The following is a 19,004-nucleotide window of genomic DNA, read 5'->3' on the forward strand; positions in this document are numbered from 1 at the left end:
GCCATCCTCCCTTACACCCGCCCCGTCCTGGCAAGCGGACGGGGCGGGTCGGGGGCCGGCGCCTACGGCGAAGGGCGGGGCCGGACCGGTCAGACCGCGGCCAGCGGCTCCCGCTCGGCCGCCACCGACAGGTGATCGCCGTCCACGTCCACCCGTACGGTGTCGCCGTCGCGGATGTCGCCCGCCAGGATCGCCCGGGCGAGCTGATCGCCGATGGCGGTCTGGACGAGGCGGCGCAGCGGCCGGGCGCCGTAGGACAGGTCCGGCTGCGACTGCTCCGGCTTGTCGATCACCGGCTCCTGGCCCAGCCACGCCAGCCAGGTCAGCGCCGCGTCCGAGACGTCCAGGGTCAGCCGCCGCTCGGCGAGCCGCTTCTGCAGGTGCGCGATCTGGATCTGCGCGATCCGCTGCAGCTGGTCCGTGCCGAGCGGGTGGAAGACCACCGTGTCGTCCAGCCGGTTCAGGAACTCCGGGCGGAAGACGGAGCGGACCGTCTCCAGCACCTTCTCCTTCTTCTGCTCCTCCTTCAGCAGCGGGTCCATCAGGAAGTTCGACCCGAGGTTGGAGGTCAGGATGAGGATGGTGTTCCGGAAGTCGACCGTGCGGCCCTGGCCGTCCGTGAGCCGTCCGTCGTCCAGCACCTGGAGCAGGATGTCGAAGACCTCGTGGTGGGCCTTCTCCACCTCGTCCAGCAGCACGACGCTGTACGGGCGCCGGCGCACGGCCTCGGTGAGCTGGCCGCCCTCCTCGTACCCGACGTAGCCGGGCGGCGCACCGACCAGGCGGGCCACGGAGTGCTTCTCGCCGTACTCGCTCATGTCGATGCGGACCATCGCCCGCTCGTCGTCGAAGAGGAAGTCGGCGAGCGCCTTGGCCAGCTCGGTCTTGCCGACGCCGGTCGGGCCGAGGAAGAGGAACGAGCCGGTCGGGCGGTCGGGGTCGGCGATCCCGGCACGCGTACGGCGCACCGCGTCCGACACCGCGCGCACGGCCTCGGTCTGCCCGATCAGCCGCTTGCCCAGCTCCTCCTCCATGCGCAGCAGCTTCTGGGTCTCGCCCTCCAGCAGGCGGCCCGCCGGAATGCCGGTCCAGGAGGCGACGACGTCGGCGATGTCGTCCGGGCCGACCTCCTCCTTGACCATGGACTCCTTGCTGGCCTCCTGCTCGGCCTCGGCCGCGGCGGCCTCGTCCAGCTCCCGCTCCAGGCCGGGGATCTCCCCGTACAGCAGCTTGGAGGCGGTGTCGAAGTCACCGTCGCGCTGGGCGCGCTCGGCCTGGCCGCGCAGCTCGTCGAGCTTCTCCTTCAGCTCACCGAGGCGGTTCAGGCCCTGCTTCTCCTTCTCCCAGCGTGCGGTCAGCCCGCGCAGCTCTTCTTCCTTGTCCGCGAGGTCCTTGCGCAGCTTCTCCAGCCGCTGGACGGAACCGGCATCGGTCTCGTTCTTGAGCGCCAGCTCCTCCATGCGCAGCCGGTCCACGGACCGCTGCAGCTCGTCGATCTCCACGGGCGAGGAGTCGATCTCCATGCGCAGCCGGGAGGCCGACTCGTCGACCAGGTCGATGGCCTTGTCGGGCAGGAAGCGGGAGGTGATGTACCGGTCGGAGAGGGTGGCGGCGGCGACCAGCGCGGAGTCCGCGATCTGGACCTTGTGGTGCGCCTCGTACCGGCCCTTGAGGCCGCGCAGGATCGCGACGGTGTCCTCGACGGTCGGCTCGGCGACCAGCACCTGCTGGAAGCGCCGCTCCAGCGCCGGGTCCTTCTCGATCCGCTCGCGGTACTCGTCGAGCGTGGTCGCGCCGACCATCCGCAGCTCACCGCGGGCGAGCATCGGCTTGAGCATGTTGCCCGCGTCCATGGCGGAGTCGCCGCCGGCGCCCGCGCCGACGACCGTGTGCAGCTCGTCGATGAAGGTGATGATCTGGCCGTCGCTGGACTTGATCTCCGCCAGAACGGTCTTCAGCCGCTCCTCGAACTCACCGCGGTACTTCGCGCCCGCGACCATCGCGCCGAGGTCCAGCGCGACCAGCCGCTTGTCGCGCAGCGACTCGGGCACGTCGCCCTTCACGATGCGCTGGGCCAGCCCCTCCACGACGGCGGTCTTGCCGACGCCGGGCTCGCCGATCAGCACCGGGTTGTTCTTCGTACGCCGCGAGAGCACCTGCACGACGCGGCGGATCTCCTGGTCCCGGCCGATGACCGGGTCGAGCTTGCCCTCGCGCGCGGCCGCGGTGAAGTCCGTACCGAACTTCTCCAGCGCCTTGTACGTGCCCTCGGGGTCGGGGTTGGTCACCCGCTGGCCGCCGCGCGCCTTCTCGAAGGCGTCCAGCAGCCTCTTGGCGGAGGCGCCCTGCTGGTCCAGCAGCTCGCCGGTGGCCCCGCCCTTGGCGGCGATGCCGATGAGCAGGTGCTCGGTGGAGATGTAGTCGTCGCCCAGCTCCTTGGCGCGCTGCGAGGCGTCCGCTATCACGGCGAGCAGCTCGCGGTCGGGCTGCGGCGGGGCCACGGTCGAGCCCTGGATGCTGGGCAGCGCGGCGACCCGTCGCTCGGCCCCGGAGCGCAGCGCCGCGGCGTCCGCGCCGACGGCGGCCAGCAGGTCGGTGATGTTCTCGTTGTCCTGCCCGGCGAGCAGCGCGAGCAGCAGATGGGCCGCCGTCATGTCCGCGTTGCCCGCGGTCACGGCCCGCTCGTTGGCGGCGCTCAGCGCCTCCCGGCTCTTGTTGGTCAGCTCGGCGTCCACGTGCTCGCGCTCCTCCTCATACCTCTGGCCTGCATGTCCACGGCCCTCGCGGACCCATCCTGCCTAGCTCAACATGCGATAAGTTGAGTCTATTCCACTCAAGGCCAAAACGCCGACTCAAAAACCCGTCCACCGCCCTTGGGGTGCCCGCTGGCCTCCCGCCCACTCCTGTGCGGGGCCGGACCGGGCCCGCCGTAGGGTGCGGGGTATGGCTCAAGATCTGCGGAATCCCGACCCCGAGTACCTCGGCTTCTGGCGGGAGCGGCATGTGTGCACGCTGACCACGCTGCGCCCGGACGGGACGCCGCACGTGGTGCCGGTCGGGGTGACGTACGACCACGAGCAGGGGCTGGCCCGCGTCATCACGAGCCGGGGCAGCACCAAGGTCCGCAACGTCCTGGCGAGGGGCGACGGCGGCGCGCGCGCCGCGGTCTGCCAGATGCAGGGAAAGCGGTGGGCGACCCTGGAGGGGCTGGCAACGGTCCGTACGGACGAGGAGAGCGTGCGGGACGCGGTGGAGCGGTACGCGGTGCGGTACGAGCGGACCCCGCGGCCCAACCCCGAGCGCGTGGTCATCGAGATCCGGGTGACGAAGATGCTCGGGCGGGCATGACCGTCCGTGGGTGACCGGGCCGATGGGTGACCGGGTCCGCCCAGGATGTGGTCCATTCCGGACCAAAGACGTCAGCTGGAGGCCGAATGAGGTCGGTAACGCGCACCAGCAGGGCGTACGGAATCGCGTCCACGGCTCCCGATCCGCACCCACGCGCCGAGTCCTGCCCGCGCTGCGGCGGCCTGCTCGCCGTCAACCAGGACGGATGGAAGATCTGCCACGCCTGCGGCTATGCCTCGCCGCCCGGCACCGCGTCACCACCCCGCTCCGCCCCCAGCGGTATCGTCACCCCCACAGTCGTCAGGGCCTGTGTCCAGACCTCGAGGTGCCGGGGGGCACGATGAATGCGGTGCGAGTGACGGCGATCGCGTGCTTGATGCCGCTGTCCGAGCTGGACGACGATCCCTTCCTGGTCGACGACCGCCGCCAGCACGAGATGTGCTCGCAGTGGGCCGCGGACCGCGACTACCGCCTCACCTGGCGGCTGAGCCTGCACCATCTGCGTGCCGACCACTGCGCCCTGTGGCAGGACGTGGAGGCGGGCCTGGTCGACGTCTTCGTCGTACCGAACCGCCGTGCCCTGGAGAACGCCGTCGACTCCGCCGAGGATTTCACCGCCCGGTGCGCCGCGGCCGGGGTCCGGCTGGAGACCGCCGACCTCGCCGAGCCGGTCTACACCGCGGCGATGAAGTCCCATGTGCACCGCCGGCTGTCGATGCCGACGGCCGGCTACAACGGCTGCTGAGAACGCGGGCTGCGGAGAGCGCGGGCCGTTACTCGGACGTCCGCTTCGGGCGCCACACGACCAGCGCGCTGGTCTGCTGCACGTCCTGATACGGGACCAGGTCCCGGCGGTAGCTGGCGTGCACCGCCGCCTCCCGCTGCTGGATCGCGGCGGCGGCGCCCTCCACCGCGCTCTGCAGCTCGGCGACCCGCTGCTGGAGCGCCGCGACCTGGTTCTCCAGTTCGATGATGCGCTTGATGCCCGCGAGGTTGATGCCCTCGTTCTGCGACAGCTGCTGCACCTGGCGGAGCAGCTCGATGTCGCGGGCCGAGTAACGCCGACCGCGCCCGGGCGTACGGTCCGGTGAGACCAGGCCGAGCCGGTCGTACTGGCGCAGCGTCTGCGGATGCAGGCCGGAGAGCTGAGCCGCGACAGAGATGACGTACACCGGCGACTCGTCGGTCAGTTCATAGGGGTTACGACTGCGCCGCCCGCCCCGGCTGTCCATCATCAAGCTCCCTTCGCGGCCTGATAGAGCTTCTCTCGCGGGTCCTCACCCGCGGTCGCCTCGCGATACGCCTCGAGCGACTCACGCGCCTTGTCGCCGAGGTCCTTGGGCACGACCACCTCGATGGTGACCAGGAGGTCGCCCCGGGTGCCGTCCTTGCGCGCCGCGCCCTTTCCGCGGGCCCGCATCGTCCGGCCGTTCGGCGTGCCGGCCGGGATCTTGAGGGTGACCGGCGGACCGCCCAGGGTCGGCACCTTCACCTCGCCGCCGAGCGCGGCCTCCGGGAAGGTGACCGGCACGGTGACGGTGAGGTTGTCGCCCTTGCGGCCGAACACCGGGTGCGCGTCGACGTGCACGACGACGTACAGGTCGCCGTTGGGCCCGCCGCGCTCGCCCGGGGCGCCCTTGCCGCGCAGCCGGATCCGCTGCCCGTCCGAGACACCCGCGGGAATGCGCACCTGCATCGTGCGCGAACTCCTCGCGCGCCCGCTGCCCTTGCACACCTCGCACGGGTCCTCGGCGATCAGGCCGCGGCCCTTGCAGTCGGCGCACGGGTCGGTGAGCGAGAAGCCGCCGCCCGCGCCCCGGCTGACCTGGCCGGTGCCCACGCAGGTCGGGCAGACCCGCGGGGTGCCGTTCTTGTCGCCGGTGCCCGAACACGCCTTGCAGGGCGCCGGGCTGGACATCCGCAGCGGGACCGTGGCCCCGTCCACCGCCTCGGTGAAGCTGAGCGTCACCTCGGACTCGATGTCCTGGCCGCGGCGGGGCTGCGTACGCGTACCCGCGGCGCCGCCCCTGTTGAACAGGCCGCCGAAGACGTCCCCGAGACCACCGCCGAAGCCGCCGGCGCCCGCTCCGCCCTGCGCGCCCCCGAAGAGGTCACCCAGGTCGAAGTTGAAGCTGCCGCCGCCGGCGCCGCCGGGACCCGGCCGGAAGCCGCCGTTGCCGAACAGCGCCCGCGCCTCGTCGTACTCCTTGCGGCGCTTGGGGTCGCCCAGGACGTCGTTCGCCTCGGAGACCTCCTTGAAGCGCTCCTCGGCCTTGGGGTCGCCCTTGTTGGCGTCCGGGTGGTTCTCCCGGGCCAGCTTGCGGTACGCCTTCTTGATCTCGGCGTCGGTGGCGTCCTTCGGGACGCCGAGGACCTTGTAGTAGTCCTTCTCGACGAAGTCCTTGGTGCTCATCCCCGACGTCCCTCCTCCCGTACTGTCCTGCTTCTCACGTCAGCCCTCGTCCGGGCCACCGCTCTCCTCGTCGGATTTCTCCTCGGACTTGGCGCCCTGGGCCCCCGGCTGAGGCTCGGCGACGGCGACCCGCGCGGGGCGAATCGTTCGCTCGCCGATCCGATACCCCGGCTGCAGGATCGCAACGCACGTCGTCTCCGTGACGTCCGGTGCGTACGAGTGCATGAGCGCCTCGTGGATCGTCGGGTCGAAGGGCTCGCCCTCCTTGCCGAACTGCTGCAGGCCGAGCTTGGCCACGACCGTCTCGACCGACTCGCCGACCGACTTGAAGCCGCCGACCAGCTCGCCGTGCTCGCGGGCCCGGCCGATGTCGTCGAGGACCGGCAGGAGCTCGGACAGGAGGTTCGCCGCGGCGATCTCCTTGACCGTCACCCGGTCCCGCTCCACCCGCCGGCGGTAGTTCTGGTACTCGGCCTGGAGGCGCTGGAGGTCCGCGGTGCGCTCGTTGAGCGCGGTGCGCACCTGGTCCAGCTGGGCCACCAGACCGGCGTCCTGGTTCGCGTCCCCGGCCGGGGCCGGGCCCGCCTTGTCGGCGGACCCGGCGCCCTGCGCCGCATCGTCAGTGGCTGCGGCGTCAGAGGGGACGTCAGGCTTCTCCTCGAAGCCCGGGGTCTCCTCCGTCACGCGGCACCATCCTTCTTGTCCTTCTCGTCGTCGACGATCTCGGCGTCGACGACATCGTCCTCGGCCTTGGCCTGTTCGCCACCGGCGGCACCCTCGGCACCGCCCGCGGCCTGCGCGCCCTGGGCGTCGGCGTACATGGCCTGGCCCAGCTTCTGCGAGACGGCCGCGACCTTCTCCGTGGCGGTACGGATCTCGGCCGTGTCCTCGCCCTTGAGCTTCTCCTTCAGCTCGCCGACGGCGGTCTCGACCTCGGTCTTCACCTCGGCGGGGACCTTCTCCTCGTTGTCCTTGAGGAACTTCTCCGTCTGGTAGACGAGCTGCTCGCCCTGGTTGCGCGTCTCGGCGGCCTCGCGGCGCTTGTGGTCCTCGTCCGCGTAGCGCTCGGCCTCCTCGCGCATGCGGTCGACCTCGTCCTTCGGCAGCGAAGAGCCGCCGGTGACGGTCATCTTCTGCTCCTTGCCCGTGCCCAGGTCCTTCGCGGTCACGTGCATGATGCCGTTGGCGTCGATGTCGAAGGAGACCTCGATCTGCGGGACGCCGCGCGGGGCCGGCGGCAGACCGGTCAGCTCGAACATCCCGAGCTTCTTGTTGTACGCCGCGATCTCGCGCTCGCCCTGGTAGACCTGGATCTGCACGGACGGCTGGTTGTCCTCGGCCGTCGTGAAGATCTCGGACCGCTTGGTCGGGATCGTGGTGTTGCGCTCGATGAGCTTGGTCATGATGCCGCCCTTGGTCTCGATACCGAGGGACAGCGGGGTGACGTCCAGCAGGAGGACGTCCTTGACCTCACCCTTGAGGACACCGGCCTGCAGCGACGCACCGATGGCGACGACCTCGTCCGGGTTGACGCCCTTGTTGGCGTCCTTGCCGCCGGTCAGCTCCTTGACGAGCTCGGCGACGGCCGGCATACGGGTCGAACCGCCGACCAGGACCACGTGGTCGATCTCGGACAGCTGGATGCCGGCGTCCTTGATGACGTTGTGGAACGGGGTCTTGCAGCGGTCGAGCAGGTCGCTGGTGAGCTGCTGGAACTGCGAGCGCGTGAGCTTCTCGTCCAGGTGCAGCGGGCCCTCGGCGGAGGCGGTGATGTAGGGAAGGTTGATCGTCGTCTCGGTGGAGGACGACAGCTCGATCTTCGCCTTCTCAGCGGCCTCGCGCAGGCGCTGGAGCGCCATCTTGTCCTTGGACAGGTCGACGCCGTGGCCGTTCTGGAACTGCTTGACCAGGTGGTCGACGATGCGCTGGTCCCAGTCGTCACCACCGAGCTGGTTGTCGCCGTTGGTCGCCTTCACCTCGACGACGCCGTCGCCGATCTCCAGCAGCGAGACGTCGAAGGTACCGCCACCGAGGTCGAAGACCAGGATGGTCTGGTCGTCCTTCTCCAGGCCGTACGCCAGCGCCGCGGAGGTGGGCTCGTTGACGATGCGCAGGACGTTCAGGCCCGCGATCTCGCCGGCCTCCTTGGTGGCCTGCCGCTCGGAGTCGTTGAAGTACGCCGGGACGGTGATGACCGCGTCCGCGACCTTCTCGCCGAGGTAGGACTCCGCGTCCCGCTTCAGCTTCTGCAGGATGAACGCGGAGATCTGCTGCGGGTTGAAGCTCTTGTCGTCGATGTCCACCTTCCAGTCGGTGCCCATGTGGCGCTTGACCGACCGGATGGTCCTGTCGACGTTCGTGACCGCCTGGCGCTTCGCGACCTCGCCGACGAGCACTTCACCGTTCTTGGCGAAAGCGACGACGGACGGCGTGGTCCTGGCGCCCTCGGCGTTGGTGATGACGGTGGGCTCACCGCCTTCGAGAACACTGACGACGGAGTTCGTCGTGCCCAGGTCGATGCCGACCGCACGTGCCATTTCGATTCCTCCAGCTGACATTGAGTGGAACTGGCTCAAGGGTGCACCAGAGATCCTGCCCTGTCAAAGGACCTGAGCCACGGACGCTCAACTCTCCTGCCGAAGATCTGCGCAGCGCGACATTTCCGCAGGTCACAGCGGTACGGAGAACCGGAAGAAGCAGCGCCCGGCATGCGCGGACGCGTCAACGACACCCCCACCCTCCCTCTCCCGGGCGACCGCCGCATCTCCGGCGTGTCGCGCACACGCGAGTACGGAGCGCGGTGCGGGACCCTTAGGTCACCCTCAGCGACGCAGATCACCGCTGCGCCCGGTACAGCGGGGCGTGAATAGTGGGTAATCTCGGAGGGATTAACTAAGTTACTGCTTAGTAGTCAGCTTGCTGGTTAACGAGAGAGCACCGAAAGAACCCGCTCACGCAGGCCCGAGGAGCCACCCATGCAACTCGCCGCGATCATCGTGTCGCTGGTCCTAATCGCGGTCGGCGTCGCACTGTTCGGCCGCGCCATTGTGCAGATCTACCGCTACATGCGGCTCGGACAGTCCGTACCCGCCGGTTCACGGACCAATGACCCCACGCAGCGCACCGTCACGGTGGTCAAGGAGTTCCTCGGCCACACCCGGATGAACCGCTGGGGCGTCGTCGGCGTCGCGCACTGGTTCGTCGCGGTGGGCTTCTTCTCGCTGCTGCTGACGATCGTCAACGCCATCGGCCAGCTGTTCAAGGCCGACTGGCTGCTGCCGGTCATCGGCGAGTGGGCGCCGTACAACATCTTCGTCGAGTTCATCGGCACGATGACGGTCCTCGGCATCCTGGTCCTGATCGCCATCCGGCAGCTGAGCAAGCCGGGCAAGCCGGGCCGCAAGTCCCGCTTCGCGGGCTCCAACTTCGGCCAGGCGTACTTCGTCGAGGCCGTCATCCTCATCGTCGGCGTCTGCATCTTCATGCTGCACGCGCTGGAGGGCGCCCAGCACCACGTCGACAGCTACGAGGCGTCGTTCTTCATCTCGTACCCGGTGGTCTCGTGGCTGGAGGGCCTGGACGTCTCGACGCTCCAGAACCTCACCTACTTCTTCGCAGGGCTGAAGATCGCGACGTCCTTCATCTGGATGATCACCGTCGCGCTCAAGACCGACATGGGCGTCGCCTGGCACCGCTTCCTGGCCTTCCCCAACATCTGGTTCAAGCGCGAGTCCGACGGCGACGTCGCGCTGGGCGCCCTGCTGCCGATGACCAGCGAGGGCAAGGAGATCGACTTCGAGGACCCGGGCGAGGACGACCAGTTCGGCGTCTCCCAGGTCGAGCACTTCTCCTGGAAGGGCCTGCTGGACTTCTCCACCTGCACCGAGTGCGGCCGCTGCCAGTCGCAGTGCCCCGCGTGGAACACCGGTAAGCCGCTCTCCCCCAAGCTCATGATCATGGCGCTGCGCGACCACGCGCACGCCAAGGCCCCCTACCTCCTCGCCGGCGGCGGCAAGGACATGGAGGGCAATGAGAAGGCCACCGAAGAGCAGCTGAAGGACGTCCCCAAGGCCGCTCTCGAAGAGGCCGAGCGCCCGCTGGTCGGCACCCTCGAGGAGAACGGCGTCATCGACCCGGACGTCCTGTGGTCCTGCACCACCTGCGGCGCCTGCGTCGAGCAGTGCCCGGTCGACATCGAGCACATCGACCACATCGTCGACATGCGCCGCTACCAGGTCATGATCGAGTCCAGCTTCCCCTCGGAGGCGGGCACGATGCTCAAGAACCTGGAGAAGAAGGGCAACCCCTGGGGCCTGGCCAAGAAGCAGCGCCTCGCCTGGACCAAGGAGGTCGACTTCGAGGTTCCCGTCGTCGGCAAGGACGTCGAGGACCTCACCGAGGTCGACTACCTGTACTGGGTCGGCTGCGCGGGCGCCCTGGAGGACCGCGCCAAGAAGACCACCAAGGCGTTCGCCGAGCTGCTGCACATCGCGGGCGTCAACTTCGCCATCATGGGCGGCGACGAGAAGTGCACCGGTGATTCCCCCCGCCGCCTGGGCAACGAGTTCCTCTTCCAGCAGCTGGGCGCGGAGAACGTCGCCACGCTGAACGCGGCCTTCGGCGAGGACGACGAGGACGAGTCGACCAAGAAGCCGAAGTCCAAGAAGAAGATCGTCGCGACCTGCCCGCACTGCTTCAACACGATCGCGAACGAGTACCCGCAGCTGGGCGGCGAGTACGAGGTCATCCACCACACCCAGCTGCTGCAGCACCTCATCGACGAGGGCAAGCTCACCCCCGTCACCCCGGTCGAGGGTCTGATCACCTACCACGACCCCTGCTACCTGGGCCGCCACAACAAGGTCTACACGCCGCCGCGCGAGATCATCGCCAAGGTGCCGGGCCTGCGCAACGAGGAGATGCACCGCCACAAGGAGCGCGGCTTCTGCTGCGGCGCCGGCGGCGCCCGCATGTGGATGGAAGAGCGCATCGGCAAGCGCATCAACAACGAGCGCGTGGACGAGGCCCTGTCCCTCAACCCGGACATCGTCTCCACCGCCTGCCCGTTCTGCCTCGTCATGCTGACCGACTCGGTCAACGGCAAGAAGAACGACGGCAAGGTCAGCGAGAACGTCCAGGTCGTCGACGTGGCCCAGCTCCTGCTGGACTCCGTGAAGACCCCGGCCGACCCGGCCGGCGAGGCCGAGCCCGCCGACGAGCCGGAGCCCGAGCCGGTGAAGTAACCCGCTGTACGTCTCTTCGTACGCCCTTCGACGGCCGGTCCCGCAGCGCGCGGGGCCGGCCGTCGTCGTCTGCGCACCCGGGTCCCGCGCCTGCTGCACACCGTGTCCGGAACCGGATGAACGTACGGACGCACGACGTATGTCCGTGCGACGATGAGGCGCCGGATACGGATGGGGCGCTGGGGGGCGAAGTGCGGTACCGGGGATCACGAGCGGCACGCGCGGCGGGAGCCGGGCTGTGCTGCGCACTGCTGGCGGCCGGCTGCGGCCTGCTCCCCTCGGGCGGCGGCGCGCGTTCCACGGCCCACCACCCCGCTTCCGGCCCCCCGGCACGGCCCGTCCCGCACGGCAAGGGCAGCAAGGCCGCGGACGACTTCAACGGCGACGGCCACCCCGACCTCGTCCTCGACACGCTGCTCAACCCCGACGACAGCCACGACGACGACCCCGGCATCGGCATCGTCTACGGGTCGGACCGCGGCCTCGACCCGGCCGTGCGGCGGCTCCTCACCCCGGCCCGGCACGCGGCGCCCACGGACGGCGTCGTACCGGCCGTCTTCGACGCCGAGGCCGCCTGCGACCTGGACGGCGACGGCTTCACCGACCTGGTCGTCAGCACCGACCCGCCGTACGACGGCCAGGGCCGCCCGCCCGTGCCCGTACAGATCCTCTTCGGCTCCCCGGAGGGGCTCACCGCGCGCGCCGTGAAGCTGCGCATCCCCGACCGCGCCAGGTTCGGCAACGAGTGGCCCGACCAGCCGGTCTGCGGCGACTTCGACGGGGACGGCGCGGCTGATCTGGCGGTCACCGCGTCCGGGCCGCGGGCCGGCTTCCTGCGCGGGCCGTTCAGCCGCGCGGGCGCGCCGGAGGGGGCCGGCGCGCCGCTGGACATCCCCGGCACGGCGCTCGCCGGACTGCCGGCGCCCGTCGACGTGGACGGGGACGGCGCCGACGACCTGCTCGTACGGTCCGGGGCTCCGGGCCGCCGCGCGCCGGGGCGGCTCGCGCTGGGCGGCGCGCGGGGGCCGGCCACGGCGGGGGCCGCGCTGCCGGCGGGGTACGAGGCGGCGTTCGGGCGGTTCGACGGCGGCGCTTCGGCCGACGCGGTGGTCGCCGGGGGCGGCCGGCTCGCCGTCCGGTACGGCGTCGGCACGGCGGCCCCGCGGAGCGCCACGGTCCGGGTGGCGGGGCGGTCGGTGGCGGCCGGGGACGTGACCGGCGACGGCCGTACGGACCTGGTCGTGTCCGGCGGCGCGGGGCGTCCCGTGCTCCTCCTCGGGTCGGCCGCCGGCCTGCGCGCGGACCGCGAGCGGGCCGTGCCGAAGGCCCCCGGTATGCCCGCCGCCGCGCGCACGGCGGTGCTCCGGCTGGCCGACTACGACCACGACGGGCGGGCCGACCTGGTCCTCCGCACCCGCTCGGGCGGGCGGGACGCGGTCACGGTGCACCGGGGGACGGCGTCGGGCTTCGCCTCCCGGCCCGCGGTCTCCTTCAGTACGGCGGCATTTACGGAGTGAGCGCGTTTTTGGAGTGAGCGCGCCGGCCCCCACTGACCAGGCGCGTCCGGCGTGCAACCCTCCTGCCCCCTCGTGGGTCTTGTGATCGCCAACTGCCGCTGGACTCCCGGTGAATGCCCGGTGACGCGCGGCGGACGGCACTCATCCGGACGGGATGCGCCCGCATCCCGCATGCAGCAGGAGAACAGCGTGCCCAAGCACCTTCGTACGGCCCTGGCCACCGCGGCGGCGGCGGCCCTGACCGGCGGTCTGCTCACCCTCTCCACCGGCGCCGCGGCCGCCGCCGGCAGTGGCCTGCAGGGCGACTTCAACGGCGACGGCTACCGCGACCTCGCCGTTTCCGCACCCGCCGCCACCGTCGGGGGCCACAAGAACGCCGGCGCCGTCACCGTCCTCTACGGCTCCGCCGACGGCGTCTCGGCCGGCCGCCACGCCACCTTCACCCAGGACACCACCGGTGTTCCGGGCGCGGCGGAGACCGACGACAACTTCGGCCTGGCCACCTCGGCCGGCGACTTCAACTCCGACGGGTACGCGGACCTCGCCGTCGGCACCCCGTACGAGGACGTCTCGGGCGACACCGACGGCGGCACCGTACAGATCCTCTGGGGCTCGGCGTCCGGCATATCGCGCGCCGCCACGGTCCCGGACCCGGCCCCGACCAAGCACGACCGCTTCGGCAACGCGCTCGCCGCGGGCGACTTCGACGGGGACAGGAAGGGCGACCTGGCCGTCGGCACCAGCTCCGCGACGCTCCGCGTCTTCAAGGGCGGCTTCACCTCGGCAGGCGTCGCCGCATCCAAGTCGGCGGTCGCGCTGCCGATCCTCGGCGGCTCCGACACCGGCATCCTCCAGCTCACCGCGGGTGACGTCACCGCGGACGGCCGCACCGACCTGGTCGTCGACGGCTTCGAGAACGCCGCGGACGACGGCGAGAACCACTACAACGCCAACTACTACGTGCCCGGCTCGGCCTCCGGGCTGTCCGGCTCCGCCGCGCGCAAGCTGCCGGCCGGCTTCATCACCGCCATCGGTGACACGGACGGCGACGGCTACGGCGACCTGGTCACCGGCATGCACTGGGACGCCGACATGGCGCCCGGCAGCACCAAGGGCGGCAAGGTCAATGTGATCTACGGCTCGGCGAGCGGCCCCACCAGCCGGATGGACACCATCACCCAGGAGTCCGGCGCGGTCCCGGGCGGCTCCGAGAACGGCGACAGCTTCGGTTACGAGGTCTCCCTCGGCGACATCGACGGCGACGGCCGGCAGGACCTGGCGATCGGCGCGGCGGGCGAGGACATCGACGGCGTCACGGACACCGGCTCGGTGACCGTGCTGCGCGGCTCCGCTTCCGGCATCGACACCACCAACGGAGTCCAGTACTTCCACCAGGACATCCCGGGCGTGCCCGGCGCGTCGGAGAACAGTGACCTCTTCGGCACCGAGGTCTTCCTCTCCGACACGAACGGTGACGGCAAGGCCGACCTGTCCGTGGGCGCGAGCTACGAGAACGACGGCAACGGCGCGGTCGTCTCCCTGTCCTCCGACGGCACCCGCATCGGCACGGCCGGCGCCCGCTCGGTGACGCCGGGCGCGGTGGGCGTGCCGACCACCGGCCGGCCGCAGTTCGGTGCCATCGCCGCGGGCTGACACCGGACCCCGCACGGCCCCTGCGCGCGGCCCGCGGCCGCCCCGCCGGGAATCCCCTAGGGGATGTCACAGCTCGGCAGCAATGCCCGTCCTGTCCGCACTCTCCCGCCTGCGACCCGCTGGGACCAGGTACGTTCGAAGCGTGGCTGGATTCAGGATGGGTCGCGGGCGGAACTCCCGCACCGCGCAGCAGGGGCAGCAGGGTCAGGCCCCGTACGGTCAGCAGGCTCCGCACGGTCAGCCTGCCCCGTACGGAGCACCGGCGCCGTACGGTCAGCAGCAGGCGCCGTACGGCCGGCAGACTCCGCCCCCCGCACAGGGACAGTGGCAGCAGCAGGCTCCCCACGGCGGCGCTCAGGGCGCCGGCCAGTACGGCGAGCCCGAGTACTTCGGCGACCAGGGGCACGCCCCGCAGCAGCCGCCCTACGGCGGTGGCAACGCCCGCTCGGACGCACCGGGCCACACCCAGCAGTTCAGCGTGGGCGACGCGCCGGACGCGTACGGGGACGGCCAGTACGGCGGCCAGTACGACAACGGTCAGTACAGCGGCGGCAGTACGTACCACGCAGGCCAGTCGGCGGCCCCGCCCGCCGGCCCGCGCCTGCCGTGGAAGCAGCTGCTGAGCGGCATCGTCCGGGAGCCCGACCAGACCTTCTGGCGGATGCGCGACTACGCCGTGTGGGGCCCGGCCCTCGTCGTGACCTTCGTCTACGGCCTGCTCGCGGTCTTCGGCTTCGACGCCGCCCGCGAGGACGTGCTGAACGCCACGCTCTCGCAGAGCATCCCGTGGGTGCTGATCACCGGCGTGATGTTCGTCATCGGCGGGCTGATCCTGGGCGCGGTGACGCACACCCTCGCCCGGCAGCTCGGCGGCGACGGCGGATGGCAGCCGACCATCGGCCTGTCCATGCTGATCATGTCGATCACGGACGCGCCGCGGCTGCTCTTCGCGATGTTCCTGGGCGGCGACAGCACGCTCGTCCAGGTCGTCGGCTGGCTGACCTGGCTCGCCGCCGGCTATCTCTTCACCACGATGGTCCGCAGGTCGCACGACCTGCCCTGGCCCAAGGCGCTGGGTGCCTCGGCGATCCAACTGGTCGCCCTGCTCGCCCTGGTGAAGCTGGGCACGCTGTAGCGGCAATCGCCGCCACACCGGCAACACATCCTGATGCAGCAGGGCCCCGTTCCATCCGGAACGGGGCCCTGCTGTTCATCAACTGACTCTGCTCACACGCCGTTTCACGTGAAACGCTGTGTCACCGCATGACCACACGACTGTTTCACGTGAAACGCTGCGTGGCCGACCCATCACACTTCTGCAGTCGCACACGGTCCTTCGCCGAGGCCAGCGTCAGGCACAGCTCCCGGGCCGCCTCCGGCCGGATGCTCTGCGTCGCCGCGTCCTTCACGAACCGCTGGTTGGCCGCGCCCGAGCAGTTCCACAGCACCAGTCCGGCCCCGGCCTCGTACTTCGCCCCCGGCACGTCCAGGCACCGGTCCTGCGTCAGCTCCACATGCACCGACCGCCGGCCGCTGTCGTACCACCAGCCCTGGTTCCGCTGGTCCTTGCAGTCCCAGCCGCCGACGGCCGTGCCATTGCGCGAACTGCCGCCGGTCGCGTCCACACAGCTCCCCGTGCCGGCGTTCTTCAGCGGCCGGTACGCGTCGTCCCAGGCCCCCGCGTACAGCTCCGGCTTCCCCGTGCTCGCCGGGTCCGCGCAGGACGCCTCGCGCAGCCCGGACGCGTAGAGCTGGGTGAGGCAGGAAGCGAACGCGGCGTGCCCGCGCGCGTTCGGGTGGAAGGACTGGCGCACGGAGTTGGCGTCCGGCGGGAAGGGGTGGGAGACATCGACGTACAGGCCGCGCGCCCAGGCGTCCTCCATGCACACCTCGTGCCCGTGGAAGAGCCGCGAGTTGTCCAGGTACACCGCGCCCGACTCACGTGCGGCCTTCCGCATGCCCTCCTCGAAAGCCGGCACGGCGGCGTTGCGCCCCCACGCCGAGTCGGAGGTGTACCCCGTACAACCACCCGGCAGCTTTCCCGGGAAATCGGGGTTGTCCTCGATGTCCGGCCCGATCGGGCTCGGGTATCCCATCACCACGAGCTTGTAGTCGCCGTCCGCGTACCCGGCGTCCCGCATCACCGTCCGCAGATCACCGACCGTCTGCTCGACCTTCGGCACCAGCCCGTCGACCCGCGCCTGCCACCCCGGCGCGTACTTCGGCTCGCAGGTGCCCTGCAGCAGCAGCCAGCGCGTGACGCAGTCCGTCATCACCGGCCCGAACTGCAGGTCGTCATTGGCCCCGGCCACCAGCACGACCATCTTCAGCCGGGTGTTCCTGGCCTTGATCGCCAGGCTGTCGCTCTGCACCAGCTCATCGGCGTACTGCTTGCTGCCGCCGATCTTGATGTTCCCGGTGTACGCGCCCGAGCAGGACACGTTGTACGTCACATCCGCGGCGACGCCGGTCCGGTGAATGGCCGCGTCCGGCGACCGGTGACACCAGTTGTCCGGCCCGTTCGTCCCCGGCTCGTACGTCCCGACGCCCTCGCCCGAGATCTCACTGTCCCCCAGCGAGATCAGCGAGGTCTTGCGCTGCGCCATCGGGCGTTCGGCCGGATCCCCGTACAGCCGGGTGGCCTCCTCGGCCCTGATCTTCTCCAGCTCGGGCGGCAGCGGCTTGCTGTCGGCCGCCGCGGCCCCGTACGGCGGCTGGGCCGCCACACTCGTCCCCGTACCGGCGGCGGTCACACCACCGGTCAGCACCATCACCGCGGCGGCTGCGGTCACCAGCCGCCGCCCACGTCTCGCGCGCACCATTGGGCCTCCCCTCCGGTCTGCTGTTACCGCCGGTTCTACTCGTAGGTAGACACCGGCGGAACACCAGTCACAGGATTGGCCCGATTTCGCCCTGCGCACCAACTGGCCCGCAGAGCAAGGCACTTCAGACGCCTCTCAGGCACCTCTCGGCACCTCTCAGGCGCCTCTCAGGCGTCGAGAACCTGACCCTCGCGCCGCACGACCGGCGGCTCGACGCTCCACGGGAAGTTGATCCAGTCGTCCGTGCGCTGCCAGACGTACTCGCACTTCACCAGCGACTGCGACTTCTCGTAGATCACCGCGCTGCGGACCTCCGCCACGGTGTCCTTGCAGAAGTCGTGGACGAGCTTCAGCGTCTTCCCGGTGTCGGCGACGTCGTCGGCGATCAGCACCTTCTTGTCGCTGAAGTCGATCGCGTTGGGCACCGGCGCCAGCATGACCGGCATCTCCAGCGTCTCGCCGACCCCCGTGTAGAACTCCACATTCACCAGGTGGATGTTCTTGCAGTCCAGCGCGTACGCCAGGCCCCCGGCGACGAAGACCCCGCCCCGCGCGATGCTCAGCACCACATCGGGCTCGTACCCGTCATCGGCAATCGTCTGCGCCAGCTCACGAATGGCGGTGCCGAAGCGCTCGTACGTCAGATTTTCCCGCACGTCAGTCACGTATCTCTCTCAGCCCTCTAGCGATTCCCCATCGCATCCGCCGTACGGTCCTCAGACCTGCGTACGGTGGAAGTTCTTGTACGAACGCGAGGGCGTCGGCCCGCGCTGGCCCTGATAGCGGGAGCCGTACCGCTCCGACCCGTACGGAAACTCGGCCGGCGAGGTCAGCCGGAACATGCACAGCTGCCCGATCTTCATGCCCGGCCACAGCTTTATCGGCAGCGTCGCGACATTGCTCAGCTCCAGCGTGACGTGCCCGCTGAACCCGGGGTCGATGAACCCGGCCGTCGAATGCGTCAGCAGCCCGAGCCGCCCCAGCGAGCTCTTGCCCTCCAGCCGCGAGGCGAGGTCGTCCGGCAGCGTGATGACCTCGTAGGTCGACGCCAGCACGAATTCGCCCGGGTGCAGGATGAACGCCTCGTCCCCCTCGGGCACGACCTCCCGCGTCAGGTCCAGCTGCTCGACGGCGGGGTCAATGTGCGGATACCGGTGGTTCTCGAACACTCGGAAGTACCGATCGAGGCGCACATCAATACTCGATGGCTGAACCATCGACTCGTCGTAGGGATCGATACGCACCCGGCCCGCGTCGATCTCGGCCCGGATGTCCTTGTCTGAGAGAAGCACGCCACGAGGATACGCGCCCGGTACTCCCGCCTCCGCATCCCGCTTCCGCCCCGGCACCCCGACCCGCCCCCGCGCCCCGTCCGGACAGCCGCGAGGGCCCGGCCCCCTTCCGGGGACCGGGCCCTCGCCACCCTCGCTAGCGCTTCTCCATCTGTACAGGGACCGCGTGGCGCAGCCGCGCACAGCGCGGGCACCGCAGCAGCCGACCGGGGCCGAGCCGGTCGGTGGTCTGCATCGGGAACGAAGCGGTGCTGAACACGTGCCCTTCGGCACAACGGACGACGGTGCGCTCCATCAAGTCCCTCTCCCAAACGCATGGACAACAAAAGCCACATTAGGGGATGAACTGGGCGCACTCCCAAGCGGCACTCCGAACCGGGGAAGAGTCCCACCGTACGCCTCAACTCCCGCACCCCGCACCGCTTACCGCCGCGCGTCGCGCCCGGACATGACAAAAGCCTCACGGTCGAATACACCGGAGGCCAGGGATGAGGTACAGTGTGCGACGATGCACCGCCCTGCAAGATCAGGCGGTCGCGCGGGTGTAGTTTAATGGTAGAACATGAGCTTCCCAAGCTCAGAGCGCGGGTTCGATTCCCGTCACCCGCTCCAGAGTTGAGGCCCAGGTCGGAGACCTGGGCCTTTGTCGTTGTCCCGGTCGGGGCGAGCGTTCCGTGCCCGGTGCGTGCCCGATCGGTCTTGGTCGCGGGCTGCTG

Annotated in this window: 15 protein-coding genes and 1 tRNA gene; 7 read left to right on the plus strand and 9 right to left on the minus strand. The window is 70.3% G+C overall.

Annotation, left to right across the window (positions count from 1 at the left end; translation table 11 throughout):
• Positions 1–89: 89 nt before the first annotated feature.
• A complete protein-coding gene (clpB, locus tag ACIGXO_RS15425; protein ID WP_399785903.1) occupies positions 90–2,735 on the minus strand; it encodes an ATP-dependent chaperone ClpB in 2,646 nt (881 codons plus the stop codon).
• Between the two features lie 208 nt (positions 2,736–2,943).
• On the opposite strand from clpB, the gene ACIGXO_RS15430 reads away from it, so the two are divergent.
• Positions 2,944–3,348 carry a PPOX class F420-dependent oxidoreductase gene (locus ACIGXO_RS15430; protein ID WP_399785905.1) on the plus strand — a complete coding sequence of 135 codons (405 nt, stop codon included), beginning with the start codon at positions 2,944–2,946 and terminating at the stop codon, positions 3,346–3,348.
• A 340-nt stretch (positions 3,349–3,688) separates the two neighbouring features.
• On the plus strand, positions 3,689–4,093 hold the full coding sequence (locus tag ACIGXO_RS15435) for a hypothetical protein (RefSeq protein ID WP_031050321.1): 405 nt from the start codon (positions 3,689–3,691) through the stop codon (positions 4,091–4,093).
• A 28-nt stretch (positions 4,094–4,121) separates the two neighbouring features.
• Here the strand turns inward: ACIGXO_RS15435 and ACIGXO_RS15440 are convergent, their stop codons facing one another.
• The 4 genes from ACIGXO_RS15440 to dnaK are packed head-to-tail and all read right to left on the minus strand — an operon-like array spanning position 4,122 to position 8,298.
• Complete coding sequence (locus ACIGXO_RS15440) at positions 4,122–4,580, minus strand: heat shock protein transcriptional repressor HspR (protein WP_399787076.1); 459 nt, start codon at positions 4,578–4,580, stop codon at positions 4,122–4,124.
• A gap of 2 nt (positions 4,581–4,582) precedes the next feature.
• Positions 4,583–5,761 carry a molecular chaperone DnaJ gene (dnaJ, locus tag ACIGXO_RS15445; protein WP_399785910.1) on the minus strand — a complete coding sequence of 393 codons (1,179 nt, stop codon included), beginning with the start codon at positions 5,759–5,761 and terminating at the stop codon, positions 4,583–4,585.
• Between the two features lie 39 nt (positions 5,762–5,800).
• The gene (gene grpE / locus ACIGXO_RS15450; protein ID WP_399785913.1) at positions 5,801–6,445 is read right to left on the minus strand and encodes a nucleotide exchange factor GrpE; all 645 of its coding nucleotides are present in this window, start codon (positions 6,443–6,445) and stop codon (positions 5,801–5,803) included.
• Positions 6,442–8,298, minus strand: coding sequence for a molecular chaperone DnaK (dnaK, locus tag ACIGXO_RS15455; RefSeq protein ID WP_399785916.1), 1,857 nt, complete (start codon positions 8,296–8,298; stop codon positions 6,442–6,444). The genes grpE and dnaK overlap by 4 nt, the downstream gene beginning before the upstream one ends.
• Before the next feature lie 438 nt (positions 8,299–8,736).
• Between dnaK and ACIGXO_RS15460 the strand changes: the two genes are divergently transcribed.
• The 4 genes from ACIGXO_RS15460 to ACIGXO_RS15475 all read left to right on the plus strand — a co-directional run bounded on the left by ACIGXO_RS15460 (position 8,737) and on the right by ACIGXO_RS15475 (position 15,309).
• Positions 8,737–11,004: a (Fe-S)-binding protein gene (locus tag ACIGXO_RS15460; RefSeq protein ID WP_399785919.1), complete on the plus strand. Its 2,268-nt coding sequence runs from the start codon at positions 8,737–8,739 to the stop codon at positions 11,002–11,004.
• Between the two features lie 191 nt (positions 11,005–11,195).
• Positions 11,196–12,521: an FG-GAP repeat domain-containing protein gene (locus ACIGXO_RS15465; RefSeq protein ID WP_399785922.1), complete on the plus strand. Its 1,326-nt coding sequence runs from the start codon at positions 11,196–11,198 to the stop codon at positions 12,519–12,521.
• A 189-nt stretch (positions 12,522–12,710) separates the two neighbouring features.
• Positions 12,711–14,174, plus strand: a complete 1,464-nt coding sequence (locus tag ACIGXO_RS15470) for a hypothetical protein (protein ID WP_399785925.1) — start codon at positions 12,711–12,713, stop codon at positions 14,172–14,174.
• Between the two features lie 157 nt (positions 14,175–14,331).
• Positions 14,332–15,309 (plus strand): YIP1 family protein, encoded by a 978-nt coding sequence (locus ACIGXO_RS15475; RefSeq protein ID WP_399787079.1) that lies wholly within the window; start codon positions 14,332–14,334, stop codon positions 15,307–15,309.
• A 145-nt stretch (positions 15,310–15,454) separates the two neighbouring features.
• On the opposite strand, the gene ACIGXO_RS15480 is transcribed toward ACIGXO_RS15475, so the two are convergent.
• The 4 genes from ACIGXO_RS15480 to ACIGXO_RS15495 all read right to left on the minus strand — a co-directional run bounded on the left by ACIGXO_RS15480 (position 15,455) and on the right by ACIGXO_RS15495 (position 18,583).
• A complete protein-coding gene (locus ACIGXO_RS15480) occupies positions 15,455–16,996 on the minus strand; it encodes a ricin-type beta-trefoil lectin domain protein (protein ID WP_399785928.1) in 1,542 nt (513 codons plus the stop codon).
• 167 nt (positions 16,997–17,163) lie between these two features.
• On the minus strand, positions 17,164–17,661 hold the full coding sequence (locus ACIGXO_RS15485; protein ID WP_052866332.1) for a phosphoribosyltransferase: 498 nt from the start codon (positions 17,659–17,661) through the stop codon (positions 17,164–17,166).
• A 51-nt stretch (positions 17,662–17,712) separates the two neighbouring features.
• Positions 17,713–18,288: a dCTP deaminase gene (gene dcd / locus ACIGXO_RS15490; protein WP_030259148.1), complete on the minus strand. Its 576-nt coding sequence runs from the start codon at positions 18,286–18,288 to the stop codon at positions 17,713–17,715.
• Positions 18,289–18,424: 136 nt separating this feature from the next.
• Positions 18,425–18,583 (minus strand): hypothetical protein, encoded by a 159-nt coding sequence (locus ACIGXO_RS15495; protein WP_169746141.1) that lies wholly within the window; start codon positions 18,581–18,583, stop codon positions 18,425–18,427.
• Positions 18,584–18,826: 243 nt separating this feature from the next.
• On the opposite strand from ACIGXO_RS15495, the gene ACIGXO_RS15500 reads away from it, so the two are divergent.
• A tRNA-Gly gene (locus ACIGXO_RS15500) sits at positions 18,827–18,900 on the plus strand.
• The last annotated feature ends 104 nt before the right edge of the window (positions 18,901–19,004 follow it).

The organism is Streptomyces sp. NPDC053542 (genome assembly GCF_044544685.1).
Classification (GTDB): Bacteria; Actinomycetota; Actinomycetes; order Streptomycetales; family Streptomycetaceae; genus Streptomyces.